The organism is Curtobacterium sp. MCBA15_005, from assembly GCF_001864855.1.
Lineage (GTDB): Bacteria > Actinomycetota > Actinomycetes > Actinomycetales > Microbacteriaceae > Curtobacterium > Curtobacterium flaccumfaciens.
Map to the genome: position 1 here is coordinate 415754 of NZ_MJGL01000003.1, position 23849 is coordinate 439602.

15 protein-coding genes are annotated in these 23849 nt (G+C 70.0%); 1 reads left to right on the forward strand and 14 read right to left on the reverse strand.

The features are described from left to right. Window position 1: 1 nt before the first annotated feature. From gap to uvrB, 7 genes are all read right to left on the reverse strand, one after another. The gene (gene gap, locus BIU89_RS03190; RefSeq protein WP_027465689.1) at window positions 2-1006 is read right to left on the reverse strand and encodes a type I glyceraldehyde-3-phosphate dehydrogenase; all 1005 of its coding nucleotides are present in this window, start codon (window positions 1004-1006) and stop codon (window positions 2-4) included. 269 nt (window positions 1007-1275) lie between these two features. Continuing rightward, window positions 1276-2256 carry a DNA-binding protein WhiA gene (whiA, locus tag BIU89_RS03195; protein WP_071244735.1) on the reverse strand — a complete coding sequence of 327 codons (981 nt, stop codon included), beginning with the start codon at window positions 2254-2256 and terminating at the stop codon, window positions 1276-1278. Between the two features lie 75 nt (window positions 2257-2331). Further along, a complete protein-coding gene (gene rapZ, locus BIU89_RS03200; protein WP_027465691.1) occupies window positions 2332-3231 on the reverse strand; it encodes an RNase adapter RapZ in 900 nt (299 codons plus the stop codon). A 103-nt stretch (window positions 3232-3334) separates the two neighbouring features. Then, entirely contained in the window at window positions 3335-5365 is a 2031-nt protein-coding gene (gene uvrC / locus BIU89_RS03205; RefSeq protein WP_071244736.1) for an excinuclease ABC subunit UvrC, read from the reverse strand. Continuing rightward, a complete protein-coding gene (gene uvrA, locus BIU89_RS03210; RefSeq protein ID WP_071244737.1) occupies window positions 5366-8437 on the reverse strand; it encodes an excinuclease ABC subunit UvrA in 3072 nt (1023 codons plus the stop codon). Window positions 8438-8485: 48 nt separating this feature from the next. After that, window positions 8486-9403: an SDR family NAD(P)-dependent oxidoreductase gene (locus BIU89_RS03215; RefSeq protein ID WP_071244738.1), complete on the reverse strand. Its 918-nt coding sequence runs from the start codon at window positions 9401-9403 to the stop codon at window positions 8486-8488. After that, window positions 9393-11465: an excinuclease ABC subunit UvrB gene (gene uvrB, locus BIU89_RS03220; protein WP_027465695.1), complete on the reverse strand. Its 2073-nt coding sequence runs from the start codon at window positions 11463-11465 to the stop codon at window positions 9393-9395. The genes BIU89_RS03215 and uvrB overlap by 11 nt, the downstream gene beginning before the upstream one ends. 170 nt (window positions 11466-11635) lie before the next feature. Between uvrB and BIU89_RS03225 the strand changes: the two genes are divergently transcribed. Further along, window positions 11636-12964: an MFS transporter gene (locus BIU89_RS03225; protein ID WP_071244739.1), complete on the forward strand. Its 1329-nt coding sequence runs from the start codon at window positions 11636-11638 to the stop codon at window positions 12962-12964. 222 nt (window positions 12965-13186) lie between these two features. On the opposite strand, the gene BIU89_RS03230 is transcribed toward BIU89_RS03225, so the two are convergent. The 7 genes from BIU89_RS03230 to polA form a co-directional block, all read right to left on the reverse strand. After that, the gene (locus BIU89_RS03230; protein ID WP_175474961.1) at window positions 13187-14431 is read right to left on the reverse strand and encodes an acyltransferase; all 1245 of its coding nucleotides are present in this window, start codon (window positions 14429-14431) and stop codon (window positions 13187-13189) included. A gap of 47 nt (window positions 14432-14478) precedes the next feature. Then, window positions 14479-15975, reverse strand: coding sequence for a class I adenylate-forming enzyme family protein (locus tag BIU89_RS03235; protein WP_071244741.1), 1497 nt, complete (start codon window positions 15973-15975; stop codon window positions 14479-14481). A 22-nt stretch (window positions 15976-15997) separates the two neighbouring features. Further along, window positions 15998-17041, reverse strand: coding sequence for a BPSS1187 family protein (locus BIU89_RS03240; protein ID WP_071244742.1), 1044 nt, complete (start codon window positions 17039-17041; stop codon window positions 15998-16000). Then, on the reverse strand, window positions 17038-17640 hold the full coding sequence (gene coaE, locus BIU89_RS03245) for a dephospho-CoA kinase (protein WP_071244743.1): 603 nt from the start codon (window positions 17638-17640) through the stop codon (window positions 17038-17040). Before coaE ends, BIU89_RS03240 begins: the two co-directional genes overlap by 4 nt. A gap of 92 nt (window positions 17641-17732) precedes the next feature. Further along, entirely contained in the window at window positions 17733-19208 is a 1476-nt protein-coding gene (gene rpsA, locus BIU89_RS03250; RefSeq protein ID WP_027465699.1) for a 30S ribosomal protein S1, read from the reverse strand. A 158-nt stretch (window positions 19209-19366) separates the two neighbouring features. Next, complete coding sequence (locus BIU89_RS03255; protein ID WP_071244744.1) at window positions 19367-21046, reverse strand: DUF885 domain-containing protein; 1680 nt, start codon at window positions 21044-21046, stop codon at window positions 19367-19369. Window positions 21047-21096: 50 nt separating this feature from the next. Continuing rightward, entirely contained in the window at window positions 21097-23766 is a 2670-nt protein-coding gene (gene polA, locus BIU89_RS03260; protein ID WP_071244745.1) for a DNA polymerase I, read from the reverse strand. Window positions 23767-23849: the final 83 nt, after the last annotated feature.

The window sequence follows — 23849 nt, forward strand, 5'->3', positions numbered from 1 at the left end:
GTTACAGACGCTCGCCGACGTACTCGGTGAGGTCGACGAGGCGGTTCGAGTAGCCCCACTCGTTGTCGTACCACGAGGTGATCTTCACGAGGCCGCCGATGACCTTGGTCAGGCCGGAGTCGTAGATCGAGGAGTGCGGGTCCGTGGTGATGTCGGTCGACACCAGCGGGTCCTCGCTGTAGAGCAGGATGCCCTTGAGGGGGCCCTCTGCGGCCTCCTTATAGGCGGCGTTGATCTCGTCGACGGTGACCTCGGACTTGGTCTCGAGGGTGAGGTCGGTGATCGACCCGGTGGGGACGGGGACGCGCAGCGCGAAGCCGTCCAGCTTGCCGGCGAGCTCGGGGAGCACGAGGCCGATGGCCTTCGCAGCACCGGTCGAGGTCGGCACGATGTTCAGCGCGGCGGCACGGGCACGACGGGGGTCCTTGTGCGGGCCGTCCTGCAGGTTCTGGTCGGCGGTGTAGGCGTGCACCGTCGTCATGAGGCCACGCTCGATGCCGAACTTGTCGTGGAACACCTTGGCGAGCGGCGCGAGGCTGTTCGTGGTGCAGGACGCGTTCGAGATGATGTGGTGGTTCGCGGGGTCGTACTGACCCTCGTTCACGCCGAGCACGATGGTGACGTCGTCACCCGAGGCCGGAGCGGAGATGATGACCTTCTTGGCACCGGCGTCGATGTGCTTCTGCGCATCGGCGGCCTTGGTGAAGAAACCGGTCGACTCGATGACGATGTCGACGCCCAGCTCTCCCCAGGGGAGGTTGGCGGGATCGCGCTCGGCGAGGACCTTGATGGCCTTGCCGTCGACGACGATGTTGTCGCCGTCGAGCTCGACGGTCGCGGGGAGCTTGCCCGTGATGGAGTCGAACTTCAGCAGGTTGGCGAGCGACGCGTTGTCGGTGAGGTCGTTCACCGCCACGATCTCGAGGTCGGAGCCCTTCGCGAGGGCGGCCCGGAAGAAGTTACGGCCGATGCGGCCGAAGCCGTTGATACCGATCTTGACGGTCAATGGATCTCCTGGTGAGTGTGGAGCGCCCAGGGGGCGCTGCTTTCGGGAGTCGCGCACCCTGGCGGGCCCGCGTGTGGTGGACGATACGCCCCGTAACGTCGCCGTAACGACCCTAGCAGTCGGACACTGCGTGCCCGAGCGGGATGACGGTCCGTCCGGACGGTCGCCGACCAGGCCGGGAACGGGTCCGAGAACGGGCCGGGAAACGGACGGGAGGCGCGGTGCCAGCTGGCACCGCGCCTCCCGTCCGCAGGGTCGACAGACCGCTCTCAGGCCCCTTCGAGCTCCTCGGGAACGCTCGCTTCGGTGCCCGGGATGCCGAGGTCGGAGGCCCGCTTGTCGGCCATCGCCAGCAGGCGACGGATGCGACCTGCGATGGCGTCCTTGGTCATGGGCGGGTCCGCGTGCTGGCCGAGCTCGTCGAGCGAGGCGTCACGGTGCTGCAGGCGCAGGGTGCCGGCGTACTGCAGGTGGTCGGGGACCTCGTCGCCGAGGATCTCGAGCGCACGCTCGACCCGGGCGCAGGCGGCCACGGCGGCCTGCGCGGAACGGCGGAGGTTCGCGTCGTCGAAGTTGACCAGGCGGTTCGCGGTCGCGCGGACCTCGCGACGCTGGCGCATCTCCTCCCAGTCGGCGGTGGTGCGCGCGGCACCCATGACGGTCAGCATCTGACCGATGGCCTCGCCGTCGCGGATGACGACGCGGTGCACCCCGCGGACCTCGCGGCCCTTGGCGGCGACCCCGAGACGCGACGCGGCACCGACGAGGGCCATCGCGGCCTCGTTGCCGGGGCAGGTGACCTCGAGCGCTGCGGCCCGACCCGGGTCGGTCAGGGTGCCGGAGGCCAGGAAGGCGCCGCGCCAGATGGCGGCGAGGTCGTCGCGGTTGCCCGTGGTGAGGCGGTTCGGCAGCCCGCGCACGGGGCGGCGACGGGCGTCCATCAGGCCGGTCTGGCGGGCGAGGGTCTCCCCCGCCTCGAGCACGCGCACCAGGTAGCGGGTGCCACGGCGGGCGGACGCGGACGACCCCACCGACGCCTCGCTGCGCACGCCGTAGAGCTCGGCGAGGTCCTTGCGGACCCGGTGCACGATGATCCGGGTGTCGAGCTCGACCTCGACCGCGATGCGGCCCGAGATGACGTGCAGACCACCTGCGAACCGGAGGATCGTGGCCAGTTCGGCGGCGCGGACCGTGTTGCGGTTCACGGCGACCCTGGCCAGTTCGTCCTTGACCTCGGCAGTCAACGGCACAGCATCATTCCTAACGTTCGTTCAGTGGTTCCCGCAGATCCGGCGGCACGGGCGTGGGAGCGGCCGGAGGGACGGTCACTCCCGGCCGAGATCTCGGTTCTTCACACGCACGGCGACGCCTGGCATCCCGCGGAGGAGGTTCGCCAACTCGGCGACGATGGCGACCGAGCGGTGCTTCCCGCCGGTACAGCCGATGGCGATCGTAGCGTGTCTTTTGTTCTCGCGCTGGTACCCCTCGAACACCGGCTCGAGGACGGAGGCGTAGCGATCGACGAACGGACGGGCTCCGGCCTGGGCCAGGACGTAGTCCGAGACCGGCTGGTCGAGCCCGGTGTGGGGCCGCAGTTCCGGCACCCAGTAGGGGTTCGGGAGGAACCGCACGTCGGCCACCATGTCGGCGTCGGCGGGCAGTCCGTACTTGAACCCGAAGCTCATCAGCGTGACCTGGACACCCACGAAGTGCTCGTCGGCGAAGTGCTCGATCACGGTGTTCGCGAGCTGGTGGATGTTGAGGTCGGAGGTGTCGATCACCACGTCGGACGCCTCGCGGAGGCCGGCGAGACGCGCCCGTTCGCGGGCGATGCCGTCGAGCAGGGTGTCCTCGCCCTGGAGCGGGTGGGGTCGACGGACCTGCTCGAAGCGCCGGACCAGCACGGCGTCGGTGGCCTCGAGGAACAGCACCCGGACCCGCGCGGACGTGCTCGAGCGGACCTGCTCGACCGCGTGCTCGGGGTCGGTGAAGAACCGCCCGCCTCGGACGTCGACCACCGTGGCGATCTTCGGGATCTTCTCCCCCGCGCGGTCGGCCAGCTCGGTCAGCGGGGCCAGCATCTGCGTGGGCAGGTTGTCGACGACGTACCAGCCCAGGTCTTCGAGGGCCTTGCCGACGGTGGACCGCCCGGCACCGGACATGCCGGTGACGATGAGGATGTCGTGCTGCGACGCGTGGGTGGTCGCGGTGGCGCTGTCGGTCATCTGGGAGTGGGCTCCGTCGTGGCGGCCCGGGCGCGTCGCCCGGGGAGGTCTCGGCTGCCGGACCAGGCTACCGCCCGGTGACGGCCGGGAGGCGCGGGGTTCGTCACGACGGTCGCTGCGGACCGTCGTCGGTCACCTCGGGGACCCGCACCGGGCCTCCGGGATCGGTGACGGTTCCGGTGTCGGCGATCGCGTCGGCGTCCGGTTCGGGGGCACTCGACGCGCTCGTGGCCGGTGCGCTCGTCGGCGTCTGGGCCAGCTTCGAGACCACGGCGGCAGCGGTCGCCGGGCCGATCCCGTTCACCTCGCCGATGTCCTCGGCCGTGGCCTCGCGCAGCCGGGCGACCGAACCGAAGTGCTTCAGCAGGGCGTTGACGCGGCTCGGGCCGAGACCGGGGATCTCGGACAACCGCGACCGGACGTCCCGCTTCCGCTTGCTGCGCTGGTGGGTGATCGCGAACCGGTGCGCCTCGTCGCGGATGCGCTGGATGAGGAAGAGCGCCTCGGAGTTGCGGGGCAGGATGACCGGGAAGTCGTCGTCGGGCAGCCAGAGCTCCTCGAGCCGCTTGGCGATGCCGACCAGGGCGATGTCGTGCACGCCGGCTTCGTCCATCGCGCGCTTCGCGGCCTGCACCTGGGGCTGGCCGCCGTCGACGATGAGCAGCTGCGGGCGGTACGCGAACCGTTTCGTCGGCTTCGACCCCTCGACGACCTCGTCGGTCGTGACGTCCGGGACGTCCGGCAGCTCGGCGTCCTCGTCCAGCCGCGCCAGTCGCCGCGCGAGCACCTGGTACATGCTGTCGGTGTCGTCGGTGGTCTCGGCGATCGAGTACCGGCGGTACTGGTCCTTGCGCGGCAGACCGTCCTCGAACACCACCATCGACGCGACGACGTTCGTGCCCTGCAGGTGCGAGATGTCGTAGCACTCCATGCGGAGCGGCGCCTCGGTCATGCCGAGGGCATCCTGGATGTCGGCCAGTGCCGCGGCCCGGGTGGTGTAGTCGGCCGAACGCTTGGTCTTGTAGAGCATGAGCGCCTGCCCGGCGTTCTGCGCGGCCGTCCGCGCGAGACCGGCGCGATCGCCGCGCTGTGCGGTGCTGAGCTTCGTGCCGCGCCCGTTCCGACGCTTGCTGAGCCACTCCTGGAGCGCGTCCGCGTCCTCCGGCAGTTCGGGGACGACGACCTCGCGCGGGGGCTCGTCGGTGACGTAGACGCCCTGCACGATCTGCTCGACGAGGTCGCCCGTGGCGATGTCGAGCTCCTTGTCGACCACCCAGCCGCGGACACCGCGGATGCGGCCCCCACGGACGGAGAACAGCTGCACGGCCGCGGCGAGCTCGTCCTCCGCGATGCCGAACAGGTCGAGGTCGACCGAGTCGCGGAGCACCACGGCGGACTTCTCGAGCACGGCTTCGAGCGCCTCGACCTGGTCGCGGTACTTCGCGGCCTGCTCGTACTGCATCGCGTCGGCCGAGGCCCCCATGCGCTGCCGGAGCTCGGTGATGACCCGACGGTCGTACGAGTTCATGAAGCGCACGAACTCCTCGACGAGGGCACGGTGCTCCTCGATCGTGACCTTCTGCGAGCAGGGGCCCCCGCACTTGCCGATCTGCCCCGGGAAGCACGGGCGGCCCGTCTGCATCGCCTTCTTGTACGACGAGTCCGAGCACGTCCGGATCGGGAAGACCTTGATCATCAGGTCGATGGTGTCGTGCACCGCCCAGATCTTCGGGTACGGACCGAAGTACTTCGCGCCCTTGATCTTGCGGTTGCGCGTCACCATCACCCGCGGCGCCTCGTCACCCAGGGTGACCGCCATGTACGGGTACGACTTGTCGTCGCGGAACTTGACGTTGAACGGCGGGTCGAACTCCTTGATCCAGGTGTACTCCAGCTGGAGCGCTTCGATCTCGGAGCCGACCGTCGTCCACTCGACACTGCGCGCCGTCAGGACCATGCGCCGCGTGCGCTCGTGCAGGGTCGGCAGCGGCGCGAAGTAGTTGCTCAGCCGGGCGCGGAGGTTCTTCGCCTTGCCGACGTAGAGCACCCGACCGGCTTCGTCACGCCAGCGGTAGACGCCCGGGTCGGTCGGGATCTCCCCCGCCTTCGGACGCCACGGGACGGTGTCCGCCACCTAGCGAGCACCCGCCTTCTGCTTGCTCGCCTTCTTGGTCGTGCCCTGCTGCTTGTCGCCTTGCTGGCTGCCGCCCTGCTGCTTCTGGGTGGCCTGGCGTGCGCCGACCGCCTGCTGCTTGCCGACCCGGGCGTCCTGCGCGTCGAAGATCTCGCGCAGGAAGACACCGGTGTGGCTCTCCGGCACGGTCGCCACGTGTTCCGGGGTGCCCGTCGCCAGGACCGTCCCGCCGCCGGAGCCGCCCTCGGGACCCATGTCGATCAGCCAGTCGGCGGACTTGATGACGTCGAGGTTGTGCTCGATCGTGATGACGGTGTTGCCCTTGTCGACCAGGCTCTGCAGCACGAGGAGCAGCTTGCGGACGTCCTCGAAGTGCAGACCGGTGGTCGGCTCGTCGAGCACGTAGACCGTGCGGCCGTTCGAGCGACGCTGCAGCTCGGTGGCGAGCTTGACGCGCTGCGCCTCGCCGCCGGAGAGCGTGGTCGCGCTCTGGCCCAGGCGCACGTAGCCGAGGCCCACGTCGACGAGGGTCGCCATGTACCGGTGGATCGCCGAGATCGGCTCGAAGAACTCGGCCGCTTCGCTGATCGGCATGTCGAGGACCTCGGAGATGTTCTTGCCCTTGTAGTGCACCTGGAGCGTCTCCCGGTTGTAGCGCGCACCACCGCAGACCTCGCACGCGACGTAGACGTCGGGCAGGAAGTTCATCTCGATCTTGATCGTGCCGTCGCCCGCGCAGTTCTCGCAGCGGCCGCCCTTGACGTTGAAGCTGAAGCGGCCGGGCTGGTAGCCACGGGTCTTGGCCTCTTGCGTCTCGGCGAACAACTGACGGATGCGGTCGAACACGCCCGTGTAGGTCGCGGGGTTCGACCGTGGCGTACGGCCGATCGGTGCCTGGTCGACGTGCACGACCTTGTCGAGCTGGTCGAGGCCCTTCACCCGGGTGTGCTTGCCCGCGATGTGCCGTGCGCCGTTGAGCTGGTTGGCGAGCACCTTGTACAGGATGTCGTTCACCAGCGTCGACTTGCCGGAACCGCTCACGCCCGTGACCGCGGTGAACACACCGAGGGGGAAGTCCGCGTCGATCGACTTGAGGTTGTTCGCGCGGGCGCCCTGCACGGTGATGGCGCGCTTCAGGTTGACCTTGCGGCGCTCGGCCGGCACCTCGATCGCGCGTCGACCGGCGAGGTAGTCACCGGTGATCGACTCACGGTTCTCGATGATGCCCTCGTACGAGCCGGAGTGCACGACGTTGCCGCCGTTCACGCCGGCGCCGGGGCCGATGTCGACGACCCAGTCGGCCGTGCGGATCGTGTCCTCGTCGTGCTCGACGACGATGAGCGTGTTGCCGAGGTCCTTGAGCTTGACCAGGGTGTCGATGAGTCGACGGTTGTCGCGCTGGTGCAGGCCGATGCTGGGCTCGTCGAGCACGTAGAGCACACCGGTCAGCCCGGAACCGATCTGCGTCGCGAGTCGGATGCGCTGCGCCTCGCCGCCGGACAGACCACCGGCACCACGTGCGAGCGTGAGGTAGTTCAGGCCGACCTCGAGCAGGAACTCGAGGCGTGCGCGGATCTCGCGGAGGACCGCGGCGGCGATGTGCGCTTCACGGTCGGTCAGCGTCAGCTCGTCCATGAACGAGTACGCGTTGTCGAGCGACATGTCGGTGACGTCCGCGATGCTGCGGTCGTTGACCGTCACCGCGAGCACCTCGGGCTTGAGACGGGTTCCCTCGCACACCGGGCACGGGACCTCGCGCAGGTAGCCCTGGAAGCGCTGCCGCTGCGAGTCCGACTCGGCCTCGGCGAACTTGCGCTCGATGTAGGGCATGACGCCCTCGAAGCCGCTCGTGTACCGCATCTCGCGGCCGAAGCGGTTGCGCCAGGAGACGGACACCTGGAAGTCCTTGCCGGTCAGGATCGACGCCTGCACCGCGGGGTCGAGCTGGTTCCAGGGGGTGTCGAGCGAGAAGCCGAGCTCCTTGCCGAGGCCGCCGAGGAGCTTCTCGAAGTAGGAGTACAGCCCGCTCGTCCCGGTCCAGGGCAGCAGGACGCCGTCACGCAACGAGGCCTCGGGGTCGCCGAGCACCAGGTCGGGGTCGACCGACATGCGCGTGCCGAGGCCGGAGCACTCGGGGCAGGCACCGAACGGCGCGTTGAACGAGAACGTGCGCGGCTCGATCTCGGTGAGCGCGAGCGGGTGGTTGTTCGGGCAGGAGAGGTTCTCGGAGTAGGTCCGGACCGCTCCGGGCCCCTCGTGGTCCACCAGGTCGATGCCGACGGTGCCGTCGGTCAGGCGCAGGGCGGTCTCGAGCGAGTCGGTGAGACGACCGAGGATGTCGTCGCTCGCCACCAGGCGGTCGACGATGACCGAGATGTCGTGCTTGACCTGCTTCTTCAGTTTGGGCGGGTCGCTGAGCTGGATGCGCTCCCCGTCCACGATCGCGCGGGCGTAGCCGGACGCCGCGAGCTCCTGGAAGAGGTCGACGAACTCGCCCTTCTTCTTCGAGATCACGGGTGCGAGGACCTGGAAGCGGGTGCCGGTCTCGAACTGCATGAGCTGGTCGGCGATCTGCTGCACGGTCTGCTTGCTGATCACCTCGCCACACGTCGGGCAGTGCGGGACCCCGATGCGCGCCCAGAGCAGACGCATGTAGTCGTAGACCTCGGTGATCGTGCCGACCGTCGACCGCGGGTTGCGGTTCGTCGACTTCTGGTCGATCGACACCGCCGGCGAGAGCCCCTCGATGAAGTCGACGTCGGGACGGTCGACCTGGCCGAGGAACTGGCGCGCGTAGGCGGACAGCGACTCGACGTACCGGCGCTGCCCCTCGGCGAAGATCGTGTCGAACGCCAGCGAGGACTTGCCCGAGCCGGACAGGCCGGTGAACACGACGAGCGAGTCGCGGGGGATCTCGAGGTCGACGTCACGCAGGTTGTGCACGCGCGCGCCGCGCACGCTGAGCGTGGAGGTGCTGTGCGGTGCGGTCCCGCCGGGGAGGTGGAGGTCAGCGGGCTCGCCGAAGGCGTTCCGGCCCGACGTCGAGGTACCGGGGTCAGAGGTGATGGTCATCGTCGTCGATTCTACGAAGCGGCACCGACATTCGGCCGGGATGGAGGGTCAGACGAGTGCGTCGAGAGCGAACGCGACACCGGATGCACGCTCGCTCGCCGCCCAGAGCTGCGCTGCGACCGTCCGGTCGTGCGCCCGTGGTTCGGCCGCGACCACCGTGGCCGGGCCACGGAGCTGCATCCAGCCCGCCGGGCCCCAGTACTCCCCCGAGCGCACGTCCGCACCGACGGCAGCGTGCACGAGCGGCTGGGCGCCGACGTCCTTGCCCTGGGCGACGAGGCGCTGCGCCGGACGGATCCACTCGGGTTCGGGTCGTGTCGGGCTGACGTCCGGGCGGGCCGGGGACAGTCGGTCGAGCGACAGGCCCGGGTGCGCGACGACGCTCGACACGGACGACCCCGAGTCCGCCAGTCGTTCGGCGAGCTCGAAGCCGAACAGCATCACCGCGAGCTTGCTCCTGGCGTACTGGCGGTGGCTCGAGTACCGACCGACCCCGAGTGGATCGGTCGCGTCGAGCTGCGCGAACCGGTGGGCGATCGACCCGAGGTGCACGACCCGGCCGGCTCGTCGTTCGAGCAGGGGCAGGACCAGGGCGGTCCACGCGAAGTGTCCGAGGTGGTTCGTGCCGATCTGCAGTTCGGTGCCCTGCGCCGTGCTCCCCTGCGTGGACGCCCCGACGACCCCGGCGTTGTTCACGACCGCGTCGACGCCGTCGGGTTCCAGCGCGGCGAGTTCGTGGGCGGCCGCGTCGACCGAGTCGAGGTCGGCGAGGTCGAGGTGGACGTGGGCGAGCGAGGCCCCGTCGACGTGCCGCCGGATGCTGCGCTCGGCGGCCTCCGCCCGGTGGCGGTCGCGCGTGGCCAGCACCACACGGTGCCCCGCCGCGGCGAGCTGCTCGGCGGCGTGGTACCCGAGCCCGGCACTCGCACCGGTCACGACGACCGTGCGGGCGCCGTCAGCTGACATGCCCGGCCGACTCCATCTGGCGCAGGGCCTTCTTCAGGTCCTGCACCTCGTCGCGCAGTCGCGCCGCGAGCTCGAACTTCAGCTCGGCCGCAGCCTGCAGCATCTGGTCGTTCAGGTCGGCGATGGTGGCGCCGAGCTGCGTCGCGCCCTCGCCCGCGATGCCGCCGCGCTTGAGGTTCGGCGTGGGCGACCGACGACCGTCGGAGCCGGGGCGACCCTGCAGGAGCGCCTTCGTGTCGTCGTTCTCGCGCTGCAGGACCTCGGTGATGTCGGCGATCTTCTTGCGGAGCGGCTGGGGGTCGATGCCCCGCTCCAGGTTGTAGGCGACCTGCTTCTCACGACGGCGATCAGTCTCCTCGATCGCGGTCTTCATCGAGTCGGTCATCTTGTCGGCGTACATGAGCACCTGGCCCGACACGTTGCGGGCAGCGCGACCGATCGTCTGGATGAGCGACGTCGACGAGCGGAGGAAGCCTTCCTTGTCGGCGTCGAGGATCGCCACGAGCGACACCTCGGGCAGGTCGAGGCCCTCGCGCAGCAGGTTGATGCCGACGAGCACGTCGTAGACACCCTGCCGCAGCTCGGTCAGCAGCTCGACGCGCTTGAGGGTGTCGACGTCGGAGTGGAGGTACCGGACGCGCACGCCCGCGTTCCCGAGGAAGTCGGTGAGTTCCTCGGCCATGCGCTTGGTCAGCGTGGTGACGAGGACGCGCTCGTCCTTCTCGACCCGCTGCTTGATCTCCTCGAGCAGGTCGTCGATCTGGCCGTCGCTCGGCTTGACCACGATCTCGGGGTCGATCAGACCGGTCGGGCGGATGATCTGCTCGACCACGCTGTCGGTGACACCGAGCTCGTAGCGACCGGGGGTGGCCGACAGGTAGACCTTCTGCCCGACGCGCTCGAGGAACTCCTCCCACTTCAGGGGGCGGTTGTCCATCGCACTCGGCAGGCGGAACCCGTGCTCGACGAGGGTGCGCTTGCGCGAGGCGTCGCCCTCGTACATCGCGCCGATCTGCGGCACGGTGACGTGCGACTCGTCGATGACGATGAGGAAGTCGTCGGGGAAGTAGTCGATCAGGCAGTGCGGTGCTTCGCCCGGACCACGCCCGTCCATGTGCCGCGAGTAGTTCTCGATGCCCGAGCAGAACCCGATCTGCTCCATCATCTCGATGTCGAACGTGGTGCGCATCCGGAGGCGCTGGGCCTCGAGCAGCTTGCCCTGGCCCTCGAGTTCGGCGAGCCGTTCCGCGAGTTCTTCCTTGATGGAGGCGATCGCCCGGTGCATCACGTCGGTGTCCGCGACGTAGTGCGAGGCCGGGAAGATCGACACGGCGGGCAGGTCGTCGATGACGTTGCCGGTGAGGGGGTGCAGCGAGGAGAGCGCTTCGATCTCGTCGCCGAACATCTCGATGCGGATCGCGTGCTCTTCGTACATCGGGATGATCTCGATGGTGTCGCCGCGCACGCGGAACGTGCCCCGGGCGAAGTCGACGTCGTTGCGCTGGTACTGCATGGCGACGAACTTGCGGACGAGCTGGTCGCGCGAGATCGTCTGGCCGACGTGGAGCGCGACCGATGCGTTCATGTACTGCTCGGGGGTGCCGAGACCGTAGATGCAGGAGACGGTGGACACCACCACGGTGTCGCGCCGGCTGAGCAGCGAGTTCGTCGTGGAGTGCCGGAGCCGTTCGACCTCGGCGTTGACCGAGGAGTCCTTCTCGATGAAGGTGTCCGTCTGCGGGACGTACGCCTCGGGCTGGTAGTAGTCGTAGTACGAGACGAAGTACTCGACCGCGTTGTTCGGCATCAGGCTGCGGAACTCGTTGGCGAGCTGCGCCGCGAGGGTCTTGTTGTGCGCGAGCACCAGCGTCGGCCGCTGCACCTGCTCGATGAGCCACGCGGTCGTCGCCGACTTGCCGGTACCGGTCGCACCCAGCAGCACGACGTCGGTCTCACCGGCGTTGATCCGCCCGGCGAGTTCCGCGATGGCCGCGGGCTGGTCGCCACTCGGCGAGTACTCGCTGATGACCTCGAACGGACGCACCGCTCGGGTCGGTTCGATCGCAACACCCATGGGGACAACGGTAGTCGGCACCCCTGACACCGAGGCCCCCTGCTCGCCCTCGGCGTATTGTCCGCTGCAAGCAGGCTCCAAGGCGACTGATGGTGGCCGGGCATACCGTCCGATCCGTTCAGTCACCCGACTCCTTCCCGCTCCCCCGAAGAGGCCTCATGACCACGGCGACCCCGGCCGCACCGATCAAGGGCACCCCGTTCCGCGGACGCATCCGCGGGCGTGTGCTCGTCCTGCTCTGCTGCATGTACGCGATCTCGTACATCGACCGGACGAACATCTCGACCGCGCTGCCGCACATCACCGAGGAGTTCGGGTTCAACGAGGCGACCGCCGGCCTCATCGTCTCCGCGTTCTCGTTGCCGTACGCCCTGCTGCAGGTGTTCGGCGGCACGATCAGCGAGAAGTTCGGCCCGCGCAGGGCGCTCTTCGTCATCACGGTGATCTGGGGCGTCGCGACGCTCTGGACCGGGTTCGCGGTCGGCTTCTGGACCCTCTTCGCCGCACGGGCCCTGCTCGGGCTGAGCGAGGCCGCCGCCTTCCCGACCGCCACGCAGGCGATGAGCCGGTGGATCCCCCGCGACCGGAACGGCTTCGCCCAGGGCGTGGTCCACTCGGCGGCACGGCTCGGCAACGCCCTGGCGCCGCTCATCGTCGCCTGGGTGATCGGCGCGACGGGCAGCTGGCGCTGGGCGTTCTTCGCCACCGCGGTGCTGTCCCTGGCGTGGGCCGTCGTCTGGTTCGTCTGGTTCCGCGACAAGCCCGAGTCCGCGAAGGGCATCACGCAGGTCGAGCTCGCCGAGCTCCCGCCGGTCGAGACCCGCGCGACCCGTCCCCCGGTGCCGTGGCGGCAGATGGCGAAGCAGATCCTGCCGGTCACCTTCGTCGACTTCGGGTACGGCTGGACGCTGTGGGTGTTCCTCACGTGGCTCCCGACGTTCCTCAGCTCCACCTACGGCCTGGAGATCGGCGACTTCGCGCTGTTCACCACCCTCATCCTGCTGGCCGGTGTCGTCGGGGACACGGTCGGTGGGATGCTCAGCGACCGCATCATCCACCGCGGCGGGAACACCCGGAACGCCCGCCGGACCATCCTGGTGATCGGGCTCGGCGGCTCGCTCCTCTGCCTCATCCCGCTCGTGATCGGGCAGGGCCTGCTCGTCGCGACGATCTCGCTGGCCCTGTCGTTCTTCTTCCTCGAACTCTGCAACGCCAACCTCTGGGCGATCCCGATGGACGTCGCGCCGCAGTGGTCCGGCACGGCCTCGGGCTTCATGAACACCGGGTTCGGCATCGCCGGTGTGGTCTCGCCCATCGTGTTCGGCCTGCTCATCGACGCCTCGGGCTGGCAGGTGCCCTTCGCGCTCTCCTGCGTCCTGCTCGGAGCCGCGGCCGTCGTCGCCTGGTTCATGAAGCCGCAGCGGCTGACGTCCACCGACGGTGTGCTCGAGATCGGCACCCCGAAGGCCGAGCAGCGCCCGGCCTGACGGGCGACGCGCGGAACGTGCGCCGGCCCTGGTGGTCCGCACGCGACGGCCGGGAGGCGCGGGTCGGGCCCGCCACGTGCCTCCAGGCCGCCCGCCCCGCGTCCACCGCCCCGCACGGCTGGTGCGAGGTTCCGGATTCCGTGGGACGGCGTCACCATCGCACCACGGACGGAACCTCGCACGAGAGCTGCGCGGTGCGCGGTGCGCTCTGCGCACGGGCGCTCAGCGCGCGGCGCGCCGCCCGACGTCGTCGGTCTCGCCGACGAGGGCGTCGTCCGGCTCAACCGGTTCCGGCGACCGCCGGGGCACCGTCGCTCCTGCGGAACGACGCGCCCGCGCCGCTCGCGACGCCCACGAGGACAACGACGGCCGGCCGGTCAGCGGCACGCTGAGCGGCGTCCGCCGGAACAGCTCGGTCACCGCGACGGACAGCACCAGCACGAGCACGTAGGCGACGAGGGTGAGCCACGGCCGTGGCACGACGGCCTCGAGCCAGCTGTCGCCGTAGAGCAGGATCCAGATGACGAACGGGTGGCTCAGGAAGATGCCGAACGAGCGATCGGACGCGTAGTCGACGAACCGGGCGGTGCGGCTGCCGGGTCGCCGGCGGTCCGCCCAGGCGGCGCCGATCGCCAGGAACCCGACGAACACCGCGGTGCTCCAGACCACCTGGATCGGCTGCAGCGGTGTCCCCGCGGCGTAGAGGGACTGCCCGAGGCCGACCTGCAGCGCCCACACGCCGAGGGTGAGCCCACCGACGCCGGCGAAGGCCCACAGCACCGAACGCCGGTGGACCCGGATGAACCGCAGGAACGCGTCCGCGTGGTCGGCGGCGATCGCCCCGGAGACGATGAAGAAGACGTACGAGAAGAAGAACTGCTTCTGGTACCCCTGCATCCACGCGTCGCTCGCCGGGAAGTACTTGTACCCGGCGAACACCACCAGCTGGACCAGGAACGCCACGATCAGCACGGTGACGTGGTGCCCGCGGGTCCGGCGCACCAGCCAGACGATCACCGGCAGGAGCAGGTACACCTGCATCGTCACGAGCAGGAAGTACAGGTGGTACCACGAGGTGCCGGTGACGATGCCCTCGGCCGCGGTGCGCACCAGGTCCGGGACGTCGCCACGGCGGGTCGGGCTCAGCAGCCACGCCGCCGCGACGTAGACGAACGACCACGCCAGGTACGGCACGCCCACGAGCAGGAACCGCTTCGGCCAGAACTGCGCCATCGGCCGCGGGCGCAAGGTGTAGCTGTACACGAGCACGAACGCGGTCAGCGAGAAGAAGACCAGCCGGGTGAAGTGCAGCAGGGCGAGCAGCGCGTTCAGCCCGACGTCGTCGGCGGCGGCGGTGTGGCTCGTGGTGTGCACCCCGATCACGCACGCGAACGTGAGGATGCGGAGCACGTCGACCTCGTACAGGTGCCGGGGCTTGCCCTCCGCCGTGCGCGTCGGCGTCTGCACCCCCGGCTCAGCGGCGGTCGACGCCGGGGACACGCGTGCTGGTCGGTTCACGAGGGTCGGGCCATGGTCCGGACCTTCGCACGCTGCACCTTGCCGGTGGGTGCACGCGGCAGGTCGGGCACGACGATGACCTCGACCGGTCGGCGGAACCGCGTCAGGTGCGCCTCCGCCCGGGCCACGAGATCAGCCACGAGGGCTGCGTGGTCGACGGGTTCGTCGGGCTGCGGGATCACGTAGGCGATGGGGACCGCACCGAGCACGTCGTCGGGGCGGCCGACGACGACCGCCTCGAGCACACGTGGATCGCCGAGCAGGACGTCCTCGACCTCGGACGGGTAGACCTTCTCGCCACCGCGGTTGATGACGTCGTCGGAACGCCCGGCCAGGGACACCCAGCCGTCCGCGCTCCGGGAGCCGACGTCACCGGTGTGGAGCCAGCCGTCGGCGTCGAACCGCTCGGACGCACGGCCCCCGAGGTACCCGCGGACGATCCCCGGACCACGCACCCACAGGGCGCCGATCTCGTCGGTGGCCAGGAGCGAGCCGTCCTCGCCGCGGACCTGCACCTCGGACCCGACCGGCACCCCGACGGTCCCCGGCCGGGCCGGTTCGTCCAGCGGGGTCGCCGTGATCTGCGAGGCGCCCTCGGTCATGCCCCAGCTCACGACGAGCGGCACGTCGCCGAGGGCGGCGCGCACGGGATCGGGCAGCGGCGCCGACGCACTGCGCACGAACCGCAGGCCCGACGGGAACTCGAGCGGCCCGGTCTTCGCCAGGACGGCCAGGACGGCCGGGACGGCGTTCAGCCAGGTGATCCGTCGTTCGGCGAGCAGGTCCCAGAAACCGGTGCGACGGAAGCGCCGGTCGAGCACCAGGGTCGCGCCGGCGACGAGCGTCGCGAGCAGCCCGACCACCTCGGCGTTGACGTGGAACAGCGGCAGCGAGTTGAAGCCGCGGTCGTCCGGCACGAGCCGGTTGTGCCGCGCGACGGCCCGGGCGACGAACAGCAGCTGCGATTCGGGCAGCTCGACGCCCTTCGGTGTGCCGGTCGACCCGGAGGTGAACAGCACGACGGACCCCTGACCCGGCGCGTGCGGGCTGTCCTCGGGCGGGTCGCCGTCACGGACGGCGGTCGGGAGGAACGTGGCGGGGTCGATCCCGCTGGCCGGTGCCCCGGGGACGGTCGCGTCCACCGCGCGGTCGGACACGACGATGGACGCGCCGCCGATCAGGTCGGCGAGACGGCTGGGCTCGGTGGCCGGCTGGCCGGCGTCGACGGGGATCGCCCGAAGACCTGCGGCGACGGCGCTCAGGTGCACGACCGCGAACGCGAGCGGGTCGCCCACGTCGACCAGGACGGCACCCGACGGGGCGATGCCGATCGCGTCGAAGGTCCGCGACCAGGCGGTGACCGCGTCGTCCAGCGCACGGTACGTCAGGACGCGCTCGGAGCGAGCGTCCTCGAGGAAGTGGCGCTCGCCCCCGTCGGCCGCACGGGCCCGGATGAGCGAGCGCAGGTCGGGTTCATCGCGAACGGGCTGCACGCAGGAAGGCTATTGCGCGACCCTATGAGCGGTCGGAGGGAACAGCGGGATCTGTGGAGAACCGGTGCAGCATCCACTGCCAGAGCGGGAGCATCCGGGGAACGCCATCCCGGGTGAGCGGTGTCGAGTCCTTGATGATCAGGGAGTGCGCCTTGCCGTCGCCGCCGAGGTCGGTGAGGATCGCGTGCGGGTCCGCGCCGGCGAGGGGCGGGGTGGTGTCCGTCTCGAACGGCCCGGACACGCCACTCAGCCCGAGGACGTCCCACGAGCCGGTGATGCGGGGGCCGAACGTGTCACGGACGTCGTCGATGGCGTACATCCGGTCGACCGGTGTCCGGCCGGGGCGGTCCATCCACGCTGCGTGCGACGGCCCACGGGACTCGACGGGCGAGGAGAACATCAGCGCGCCGTGGACACTGCGGATGTGCGCGATGTACGCCGCCTCTCCGCCGCCCTGCGAGTGTCCGGCCACGACGACGTCGTTCCAGACGATGCGGTCGTCGCCCTGGACGAACCGCCCCCAGCCACCGTCGGGGTCGTGGTCGTCGAGGTAGGCGACGGCGTCGCGGAAGCGCGAGACGATGGACCCAGCCGGACTGACCGCGCTGAACTCCGACGGCCGGGTGCCGTCGAAGCGGTTCCGCTGGACCATGCCGTAGCAGCGCGCGTCCGCCTCGCACGTGCCGGACAGCGTGCGACCGAGGTTCCAGTAGTCGAGGCCGAGCACGTGGTAGCCGTCGGCCAACGCGGCCCCGAGGAACCGCTGGTACTCGGCCGGACGGGCCCGGGTCGCGGGCAGGAACAACAGGAGCGGACCGTCGGCCGACGTGCGCGCGGCGAAGTCGTCGCGGTTCGGGGTGAGCCGCTCACCGTTCACCGTGCCGAGCCGGAACCGGTGGAACTCGCCGTCAGGCCCGTGTTCGTCACCCGACGGCCGCTCGTGCACAGCGACCCGGCCGTTGTCCGCCACACGCTGGGCACCGAGGACGTTCGCGGCGACGAGCGAACCGGCCCCGATCGCCACGAGGACGATCGCGGCGAGGACCAGCAGCAGACGGTGACTCATGCCGTGATCCGCGCCCACACCTCGTCAGCGGAGCGGATCGTCTGCTCGAGCGTCCCGGTGGCGTCGACGACGTGGTCGGCGAGGGCGAGACGGTCGGCATCGCTCGCCTGGGCGGCGACGCGACGCTCGGCCTCGTCACGGGCCATCCCGCGGTGCTCGACGAGCCGTTCGATGCGCTGCGCCGCGGGGGCGTCGACCACCACGACCGCGTCGAACCGGAGCGGGCGCGAGCCTCGGGCCTCGGCGAGCAACGGCACGTCGTAGACCACCACGGCGTCGGGGTCGGCGGCCTCGGCGGCGTCGAACGCCTGCTGCGCGAGCCGCCAGACCTCGGGGTGCGTGATGGCTTCGAGGTCCTTCCGCGCCGCGGGGTCCGCGAACACGATCGACCCGAGCGCCGGCCGGTCGAGGGAACCGTCGGCGGCGATCACCGACGGCCCGAACCGCTCGGCGACCTGCGCCAGGCCCGGGCTGCCGGGTGCCACGGCGTCCCGCGCGAGTCGGTCGGCGTCGACCACGACGGCCCCCTGCTCGGTCCAGCGCCGGGAGACGGTCGACTTGCCCGCGGCGATGCCGCCCGTGAGTCCGATGATGTGCACGGCAACAGGGTAACGACCCCGATGCCCGGAAACGCCGGAAGCCCGGCACCCTGTCAGGGGTGCCGGGCTTCCGGTCGGGACGAACCGCTCGATCAGTTGTTGGTCGAGCTGAGCTTCTCGCGGAGTGCAGCGAGCGACGCGTCGTCGGCCAGGGGGCTTGCGCCACCCGTCTCGCCGGCGAACGACGAGGTCGACGACGACGAGGAAGCCGTGGCCGGGAGGTCGAAGCCACCCTGCGCCTCGTCGGCGATGGTCTTCGCGACCTGCGCCTTGTGGGCTTCCCAACGCGCCTGGGCGGCCGCGTACTGGCCCTCCCACTCGGTGCGCTGCGTGTCGTAGCCCTCGAGCCACTCGTTGGTCTCCGGGTCGAAGCCCTCGGGGTACTTGTAGTCACCCTTGTCGTCGTACTCGGTCGGCATGCCGTAGAGCGCCGGGTCGAACTCGTCGCTCTCCGGGTCCACGCCCTCGTTCGCCTGCTTGAGGCTGAGCGAGATGCGGCGACGGTCGAGGTCGATGTCGATGATCTTGACGAAGACCTCGTCGTTGACCGACACGACCTGCTCGGCGAGCTCGACGTGCTTGTTCGAGAGCTCCGAGATGTGCACGAGACCCTCGATGCCGTCGGCAACGCGGACGAAGGCACCGAACGGGACGAGCTTCGTGACCTTGCCCGGTGCGATCTGACCGATCGCGTGGGTGCGGGCGAAGACCTGCCACGGGTCCTCCTGCGTCGCCTTGAGCGAGAGCGACACGCGCTCGCGGTCCAGGTCGACCTCGAGGATCTCGACGGTGACTTCCTGACCGACCTCGACGACCTCGCTGGCGTGCTCGATGTGCTTCCAGCTGAGCTCGGAGACGTGGACGAGACCGTCGACGCCGCCGAGGTCCACGAACGCACCGAAGTTGACGATCGAGGACACGATGCCCTTGCGGACCTGGCCCTTGTGGAGGTTGTTGAGGAACGTCGTCCGGGACTCGGACTGCGTCTGCTCGAGGAGCGCACGGCGCGACAGGACCACGTTGTTGCGGTTCTTGTCGAGCTCGAGGATCTTGGCCTCGATCTCCTGGCCGAGGTACGGCGTGAGGTCGCGGACACGACGGAGCTCGATGAGCGAGGCGGGGAGGAAGCCACGGAGGCCGATGTCGACGATGAGACCGCCCTTGACGACCTCGATGACCGTCCCGGTCACGACGCCGTCGGACTCCTTGATCTTCTCGACGTCGCCCCACGCACGCTCGTACTGCGCACGCTTCTTCGACAGGATGAGGCGGCCTTCCTTGTCCTCCTTCTGGAGAACCAGGGCCTCGACCTCGTCGCCGACCTCGACGACCTCGTTGGGGTCGACGTCGTGCTTGATCGAGAGCTCGCGCGAGGGGATGACGCCCTCGGTCTTGTAACCGACGTCGAGGAGGACCTCGTCGCGGTCGATCTTCACGACGGTGCCGGAGATGAGATCACCGTCGTTGAAGAACTTCAGGGTCTTCTCGACCTCGGCCAGGAAGTCATCAGCCGAACCGATGTCGTTGATGGCGACCTGCTTAGGAGCCTTGGTCGTAGTGGTTGTCATGTAGAGATTGCTCCGAACGGACATGAGTCGGGCCATGGCGTGCGGGGACTCGGCCCCCGTGGTGCACCGCCGTGGCGATTGATTGAGTGGCGCGGATTGCGCCGCACAAGTCTAACCGCACCGGCGGAGGCCCCACAACCGGGCGTGTCGACGGCGCGTCACCCGACCAGCGCGGTCCGGAGGGTGTCGAGGCCGATGCTGCCGAGCGAGAGCGCCCGGTGGTGGAACGCCTTCAGGTCGAAGTCGGCTCCCTCGCGCGCGGCGACCTCGTCGCGGATGGACTCCCAGACGCGCTGGCCGACCTTGTACGAGGGTGCCTGACCCGGCCACCCGAAGTACCGGGCGACCTCGAACCGGACGAACGCCGGGTCCATGTTGACGTTCTGCCCCATGAAGTCGAGCGCGTACTCCCAGGTCCAGCCGCCGCCGTCGGGGTTCGTCTTCTGCAGGTGCACGCCGATGTCGAGGACGACGCGGGCCGCACGCATCCGCTGCCCGTCGAGCATGCCGAGCCGGTCGCCGTCGTCGTCGAGGAACCCGAGCTGCTCCATCAGCCGCTCGGCGTACAGCGCCCAGCCCTCGACGTGCCCGGAGGACCCGGACAGCTGCCGGCGCCAGGTGTTCAGCTCGCCGCGGTTGTAGACGCCCTGGCTGATCTGCAGGTGGTGTCCGGGGACGCCCTCGTGGTAGACCGTCGTCTTCTCGCGCCAGGTGCCGAACTCGGTGACGCCCTCGGGCACCGACCACCACATGCGTCCGGCACGGGAGAAGTCGTCGGAGGGGCCGCTGTAGTAGATGCCGCCCTCCTGCGTGGGGGCGATCCGGCACTCCAGGCGACGGATCGGGTCCGGGATGTCGAAGTAGGTCCCGGCCATCGCGGCGATCGACGCGTCGCTCGTCTCCTGCATCCACCGCTGCAGCGCGTCGGTTCCGTGCAGGATCCGGGACGGGTCGGTGTCGAGCACCTCGATCGCCCGGGCGACGCTCGCGCCGGACTCGATGCGGTCGGCGATGCGCTCCTGCTCGTCCCGCATGCGCGCCAGTTCCTCGAGGCCCCACTCGTACGTCTCGTCGAGGTCGACGACCGCACCGAGGAACCGGCGCGAGTGCAGCTCGTAGGCTTCGCGACCGACGGCGTCCACCGGGGTGGCGAGCGGCAGCAGCTCGTGCTCCAGGAACTGCCCGAGCGAGCGGTACGCGGCCGAGGCGACCTGGGCTCCGCGGGTGAGCTCGGCGCGGAGCGTGTCCGGCACCGGCGAACCGTCGTCGAACGCGGCGCCTTCGGCGAGGCGCGCGAAGAAGCCGTCCTCGGCGCCGTTCCGGGCTGCCTGCTCGGCGACCAGGGCGACCTGGCGCTTGGCCGGGGTGACGTCTTCGCGGGTGCCCTCGAGCAGGGTCTCGCGGATGCCCTCGAGGGCGTCCGGCAGCGCGTGCAGCCGGCTCGCGATGTCCTGCCAGTCGCCCTCGGTCGCGGTCGGCATCAGGTCGATGATCTCGCGGACCGACTGCGCCGGGCTCGCGATGACGTTGAGGTCGCGGAGGTGCAGCTTGCGCTCGTACGACTCCTGCACCAGGTCCAGCTCGGCGCCGAGGTCGGCCTTCGTCACCTGGTCCACGGAGTCGACGGCGGGAGCGGCGTCGAGCGCACGCTTCGCACCGCGCGCGGCCTCGGCCATCGCGGCGGCACCGGCGGGCGAGGTGTCGCCGTACTCCCCCGTGCGCCCCGGGACGCCGATGTACGTGGCGGTCGTCGGGTCGAGGTCGACGAGGGTGGTGACCCAGTCCTCGGCGACGCGGTCGACGGCGGACGGCTGGCGGACAGGACGCTCTTCGCTCATGCCCCGACCCTACCGACCCGTGGGTCGACAGGACCCCCGGGTCGCCCGGGTCAGTGGGCGGCGCTCTCCCAGTTCGGCCCCACGCCGACCGAGACGTCGAGCGGGACGCTCAGCTCGGCAGCGCTGCCCATCCGGGTGCGGAGGATCTCCTCCACACGCTCCTGCTCACCGGGCGCGACCTCGAGGATGAGCTCGTCGTGCACCTGGAGCAGCAGGTGGGACTGCAGCTCGCCCTCGCGCAGGTCGTCGGCGACCCCGAGCATCGCGATCTTGATGATGTCGGCGGCCGAACCCTGGATCGGGGCGTTCAGCGCGGCGCGTTCGGCGTTCTCACGCAGGACCCGGTTCGGGCTCTTCAGGTCGGGGAACGGGCGACGGCGACCGAAGATCGTCTCGGTGTAGCCGTCCTCGCGCGCCTGCTCGACGACGTTGCGCAGGTAGTCGCGCACCGCACCGAAGCGGGCGAAGTACTCGGTCATCAGGGTGCGGGCCTCGGACTGCTCGATGCGCAGCTGCTTCGACAGACCGAAGGCACTCAACCCGTAGGCCAGGCCGTAGGACATCGCCTTGACCTTGGTGCGCATCTCGTTGGAGACCTCGGACGGGTCGACGCCGAACACCCGGGCGCCGACGAAGCGGTGCAGGTCCTCGCCCTCGTTGAAGGCCTGGATGAGCCCCGGGTCGCCGGAGAGGTGCGCCATGATCCGCATCTCGATCTGCGAGTAGTCGGCGGTCACGAGCGTCGTGTACGGCTCGGCGACCGCGAACGCCGAGCGGATCCGGCGACCCACGGCCGTCTTCACCGGGATGTTCTGCAGGTTCGGGTCGGTCGACGAGACCCGGCCGGTGCTCGTACCGGTCTGCTCGTAGCGGGTGTGGATGCGCCCGTCGACCACGGCGCCGTCGAGCGTGTCGACGATCTGCCGGAGCTTCGTGGCGTCGCGGTGCTGCAGCAGGAGCCCGAGGAACGGGTGCGGGTGCTGTTCCTGCAGGTCGGCCAGGCTCGCGGCGTCGGTCGAGAACCCGGTCTTGGTCTTGCGGGTCTTCGGCATCGCGAGCTCGGTGAACAGGACTTCCTGCAGCTGCTTCGGCGACCCGAGGTTGACCTCGTGCCCGATCTCGGCGAAGGCCTGCTGCGCGAGTTCGGCGGCGCGCTCCCCGAGTTCCTTCGACAGGCCGGTGAGCACCGGGCGGTCGATGCCGACACCGATGGTCTCCATGCCGGCCAGCACCGACACGAGCGGCAGCTCGATGTCGTCGAGGACCTGCAGCGAGGACGCGTCGATCCGGGCGCGCAGGGCCGTGGTGACGCGGAGCACGAACCACGCGTGCACCCCGACGTTGACCGGGTCGGTCTCGGGGACCAGCTGGTTCGGGTCGGCCGTCGGCAGCTCTTCGCCGAGCTCCTGGTAGACGAGGTCGGACAGCGGCTGCCCCTGCTTGCCGGGCTGCGCGAGCCACCCCATGATCCGGGCGTCGCCGGCGATGCCGTTCACGACGAAACCGGCGGTGCCGAGCGCCTTGATGGCGGCCTTGGCGTCGTGGAAGTGCTTCGGGGCGTCGGAGGCGAACCAGGCCGAGAGCTGCTCGTAGTCCTTCGCGCCGCTGCCGCCCGGCACCAGCACGGCGTCGTCGTGGGTCGCGATGCCGATGGCGCTGAGGCGTCCGTCGATGACCTCGACCGCGACGCCGTAGCCGTTCTCCGCCTCGGTCGCGTTGCGGCGCTCGAGCCAGTAGCCGAGTTCTTCGTCGATCAGGGTCTTGACGGGCGGCGGGGTCGGCGCGCCGTCGGTGACGGTGCCCTCGGCCGCCGGCTCGGCGGGGTTACCCGACCCGGCGACCTTGAAGACGCGGTCGAGCAGCGTGCGGAACTGCAGCTTGGCGAAGAGCTCGCGCACCGCGGTCTCGTCGACCGGGCGGAGCGCGACGTCGGCGGGACCGACGGGCAGCTCGACGTCGGTGACCAGGCGGTTGAGCCGGCGGTTCCGGATAGCCCGGTCCCGCTGCTCGCGCAGGTTGTTGCCGACGACGCCCTTGATCTCGTCGGCGTGCTCGAGGACGCCGTCGAGCGACCCGTACTGCGTCACCCACTTGACCGCGGTCTTCTCGCCGACCTTGTCGATGCCGATCAGGTTGTCGCTGGTCTCGCCGACCAGGGCCGCGATGTCCGGGTACTGGTGGGGCTCGATGCCGTACCGCTCGTAGACCTTGTCGCGGTCGTAGCGGGTGAGTTCGGAGACACCGCGGACCGATGGGTAGAGCAGCGTGACGTCGTCGTTGACGAGCTGGATCGAGTCGCGGTCACCGGAGACCACGTAGACCGTGAAGCCCTGGTCGGCACCCTGCTTGGAGAGGGTCGCGAGGATGTCGTCGGCCTCGTAGTCCTCTTTCGTGACGGTGGTGATGCCCATCGCCTCGAGCGCCTGCTGCAGGAGCGGGATCTGTCCCTTGAACTCGGCCGGGGTCTCGGAGCGGGTGCCCTTGTACTCGGCGTACTCACGCGTGCGGAACGAGAACCGGGAGATGTCGAACGCCACCGCCAGGTGGGTGGGCTTCTCGCGCTGCAGGAGCATCAGCAGCATCGAGATGAAGCCGTGGATCGCGTTGGTGTGCTGCCCCTCGCGGTTCACGAAGCTGTCGACCGGCAGCGCGTAGAAGGCCCGGAAGGCGAGCGAGTGGCCGTCGATGACCATGAGGGTAGGCTTTGCGGAGTCCGACACCCGGACAGCCTACCGACGCCCGCTGACACGGAAGGTCGACGCAGACCGTGACCGACGACACCACATCGACCACGATCGATCCC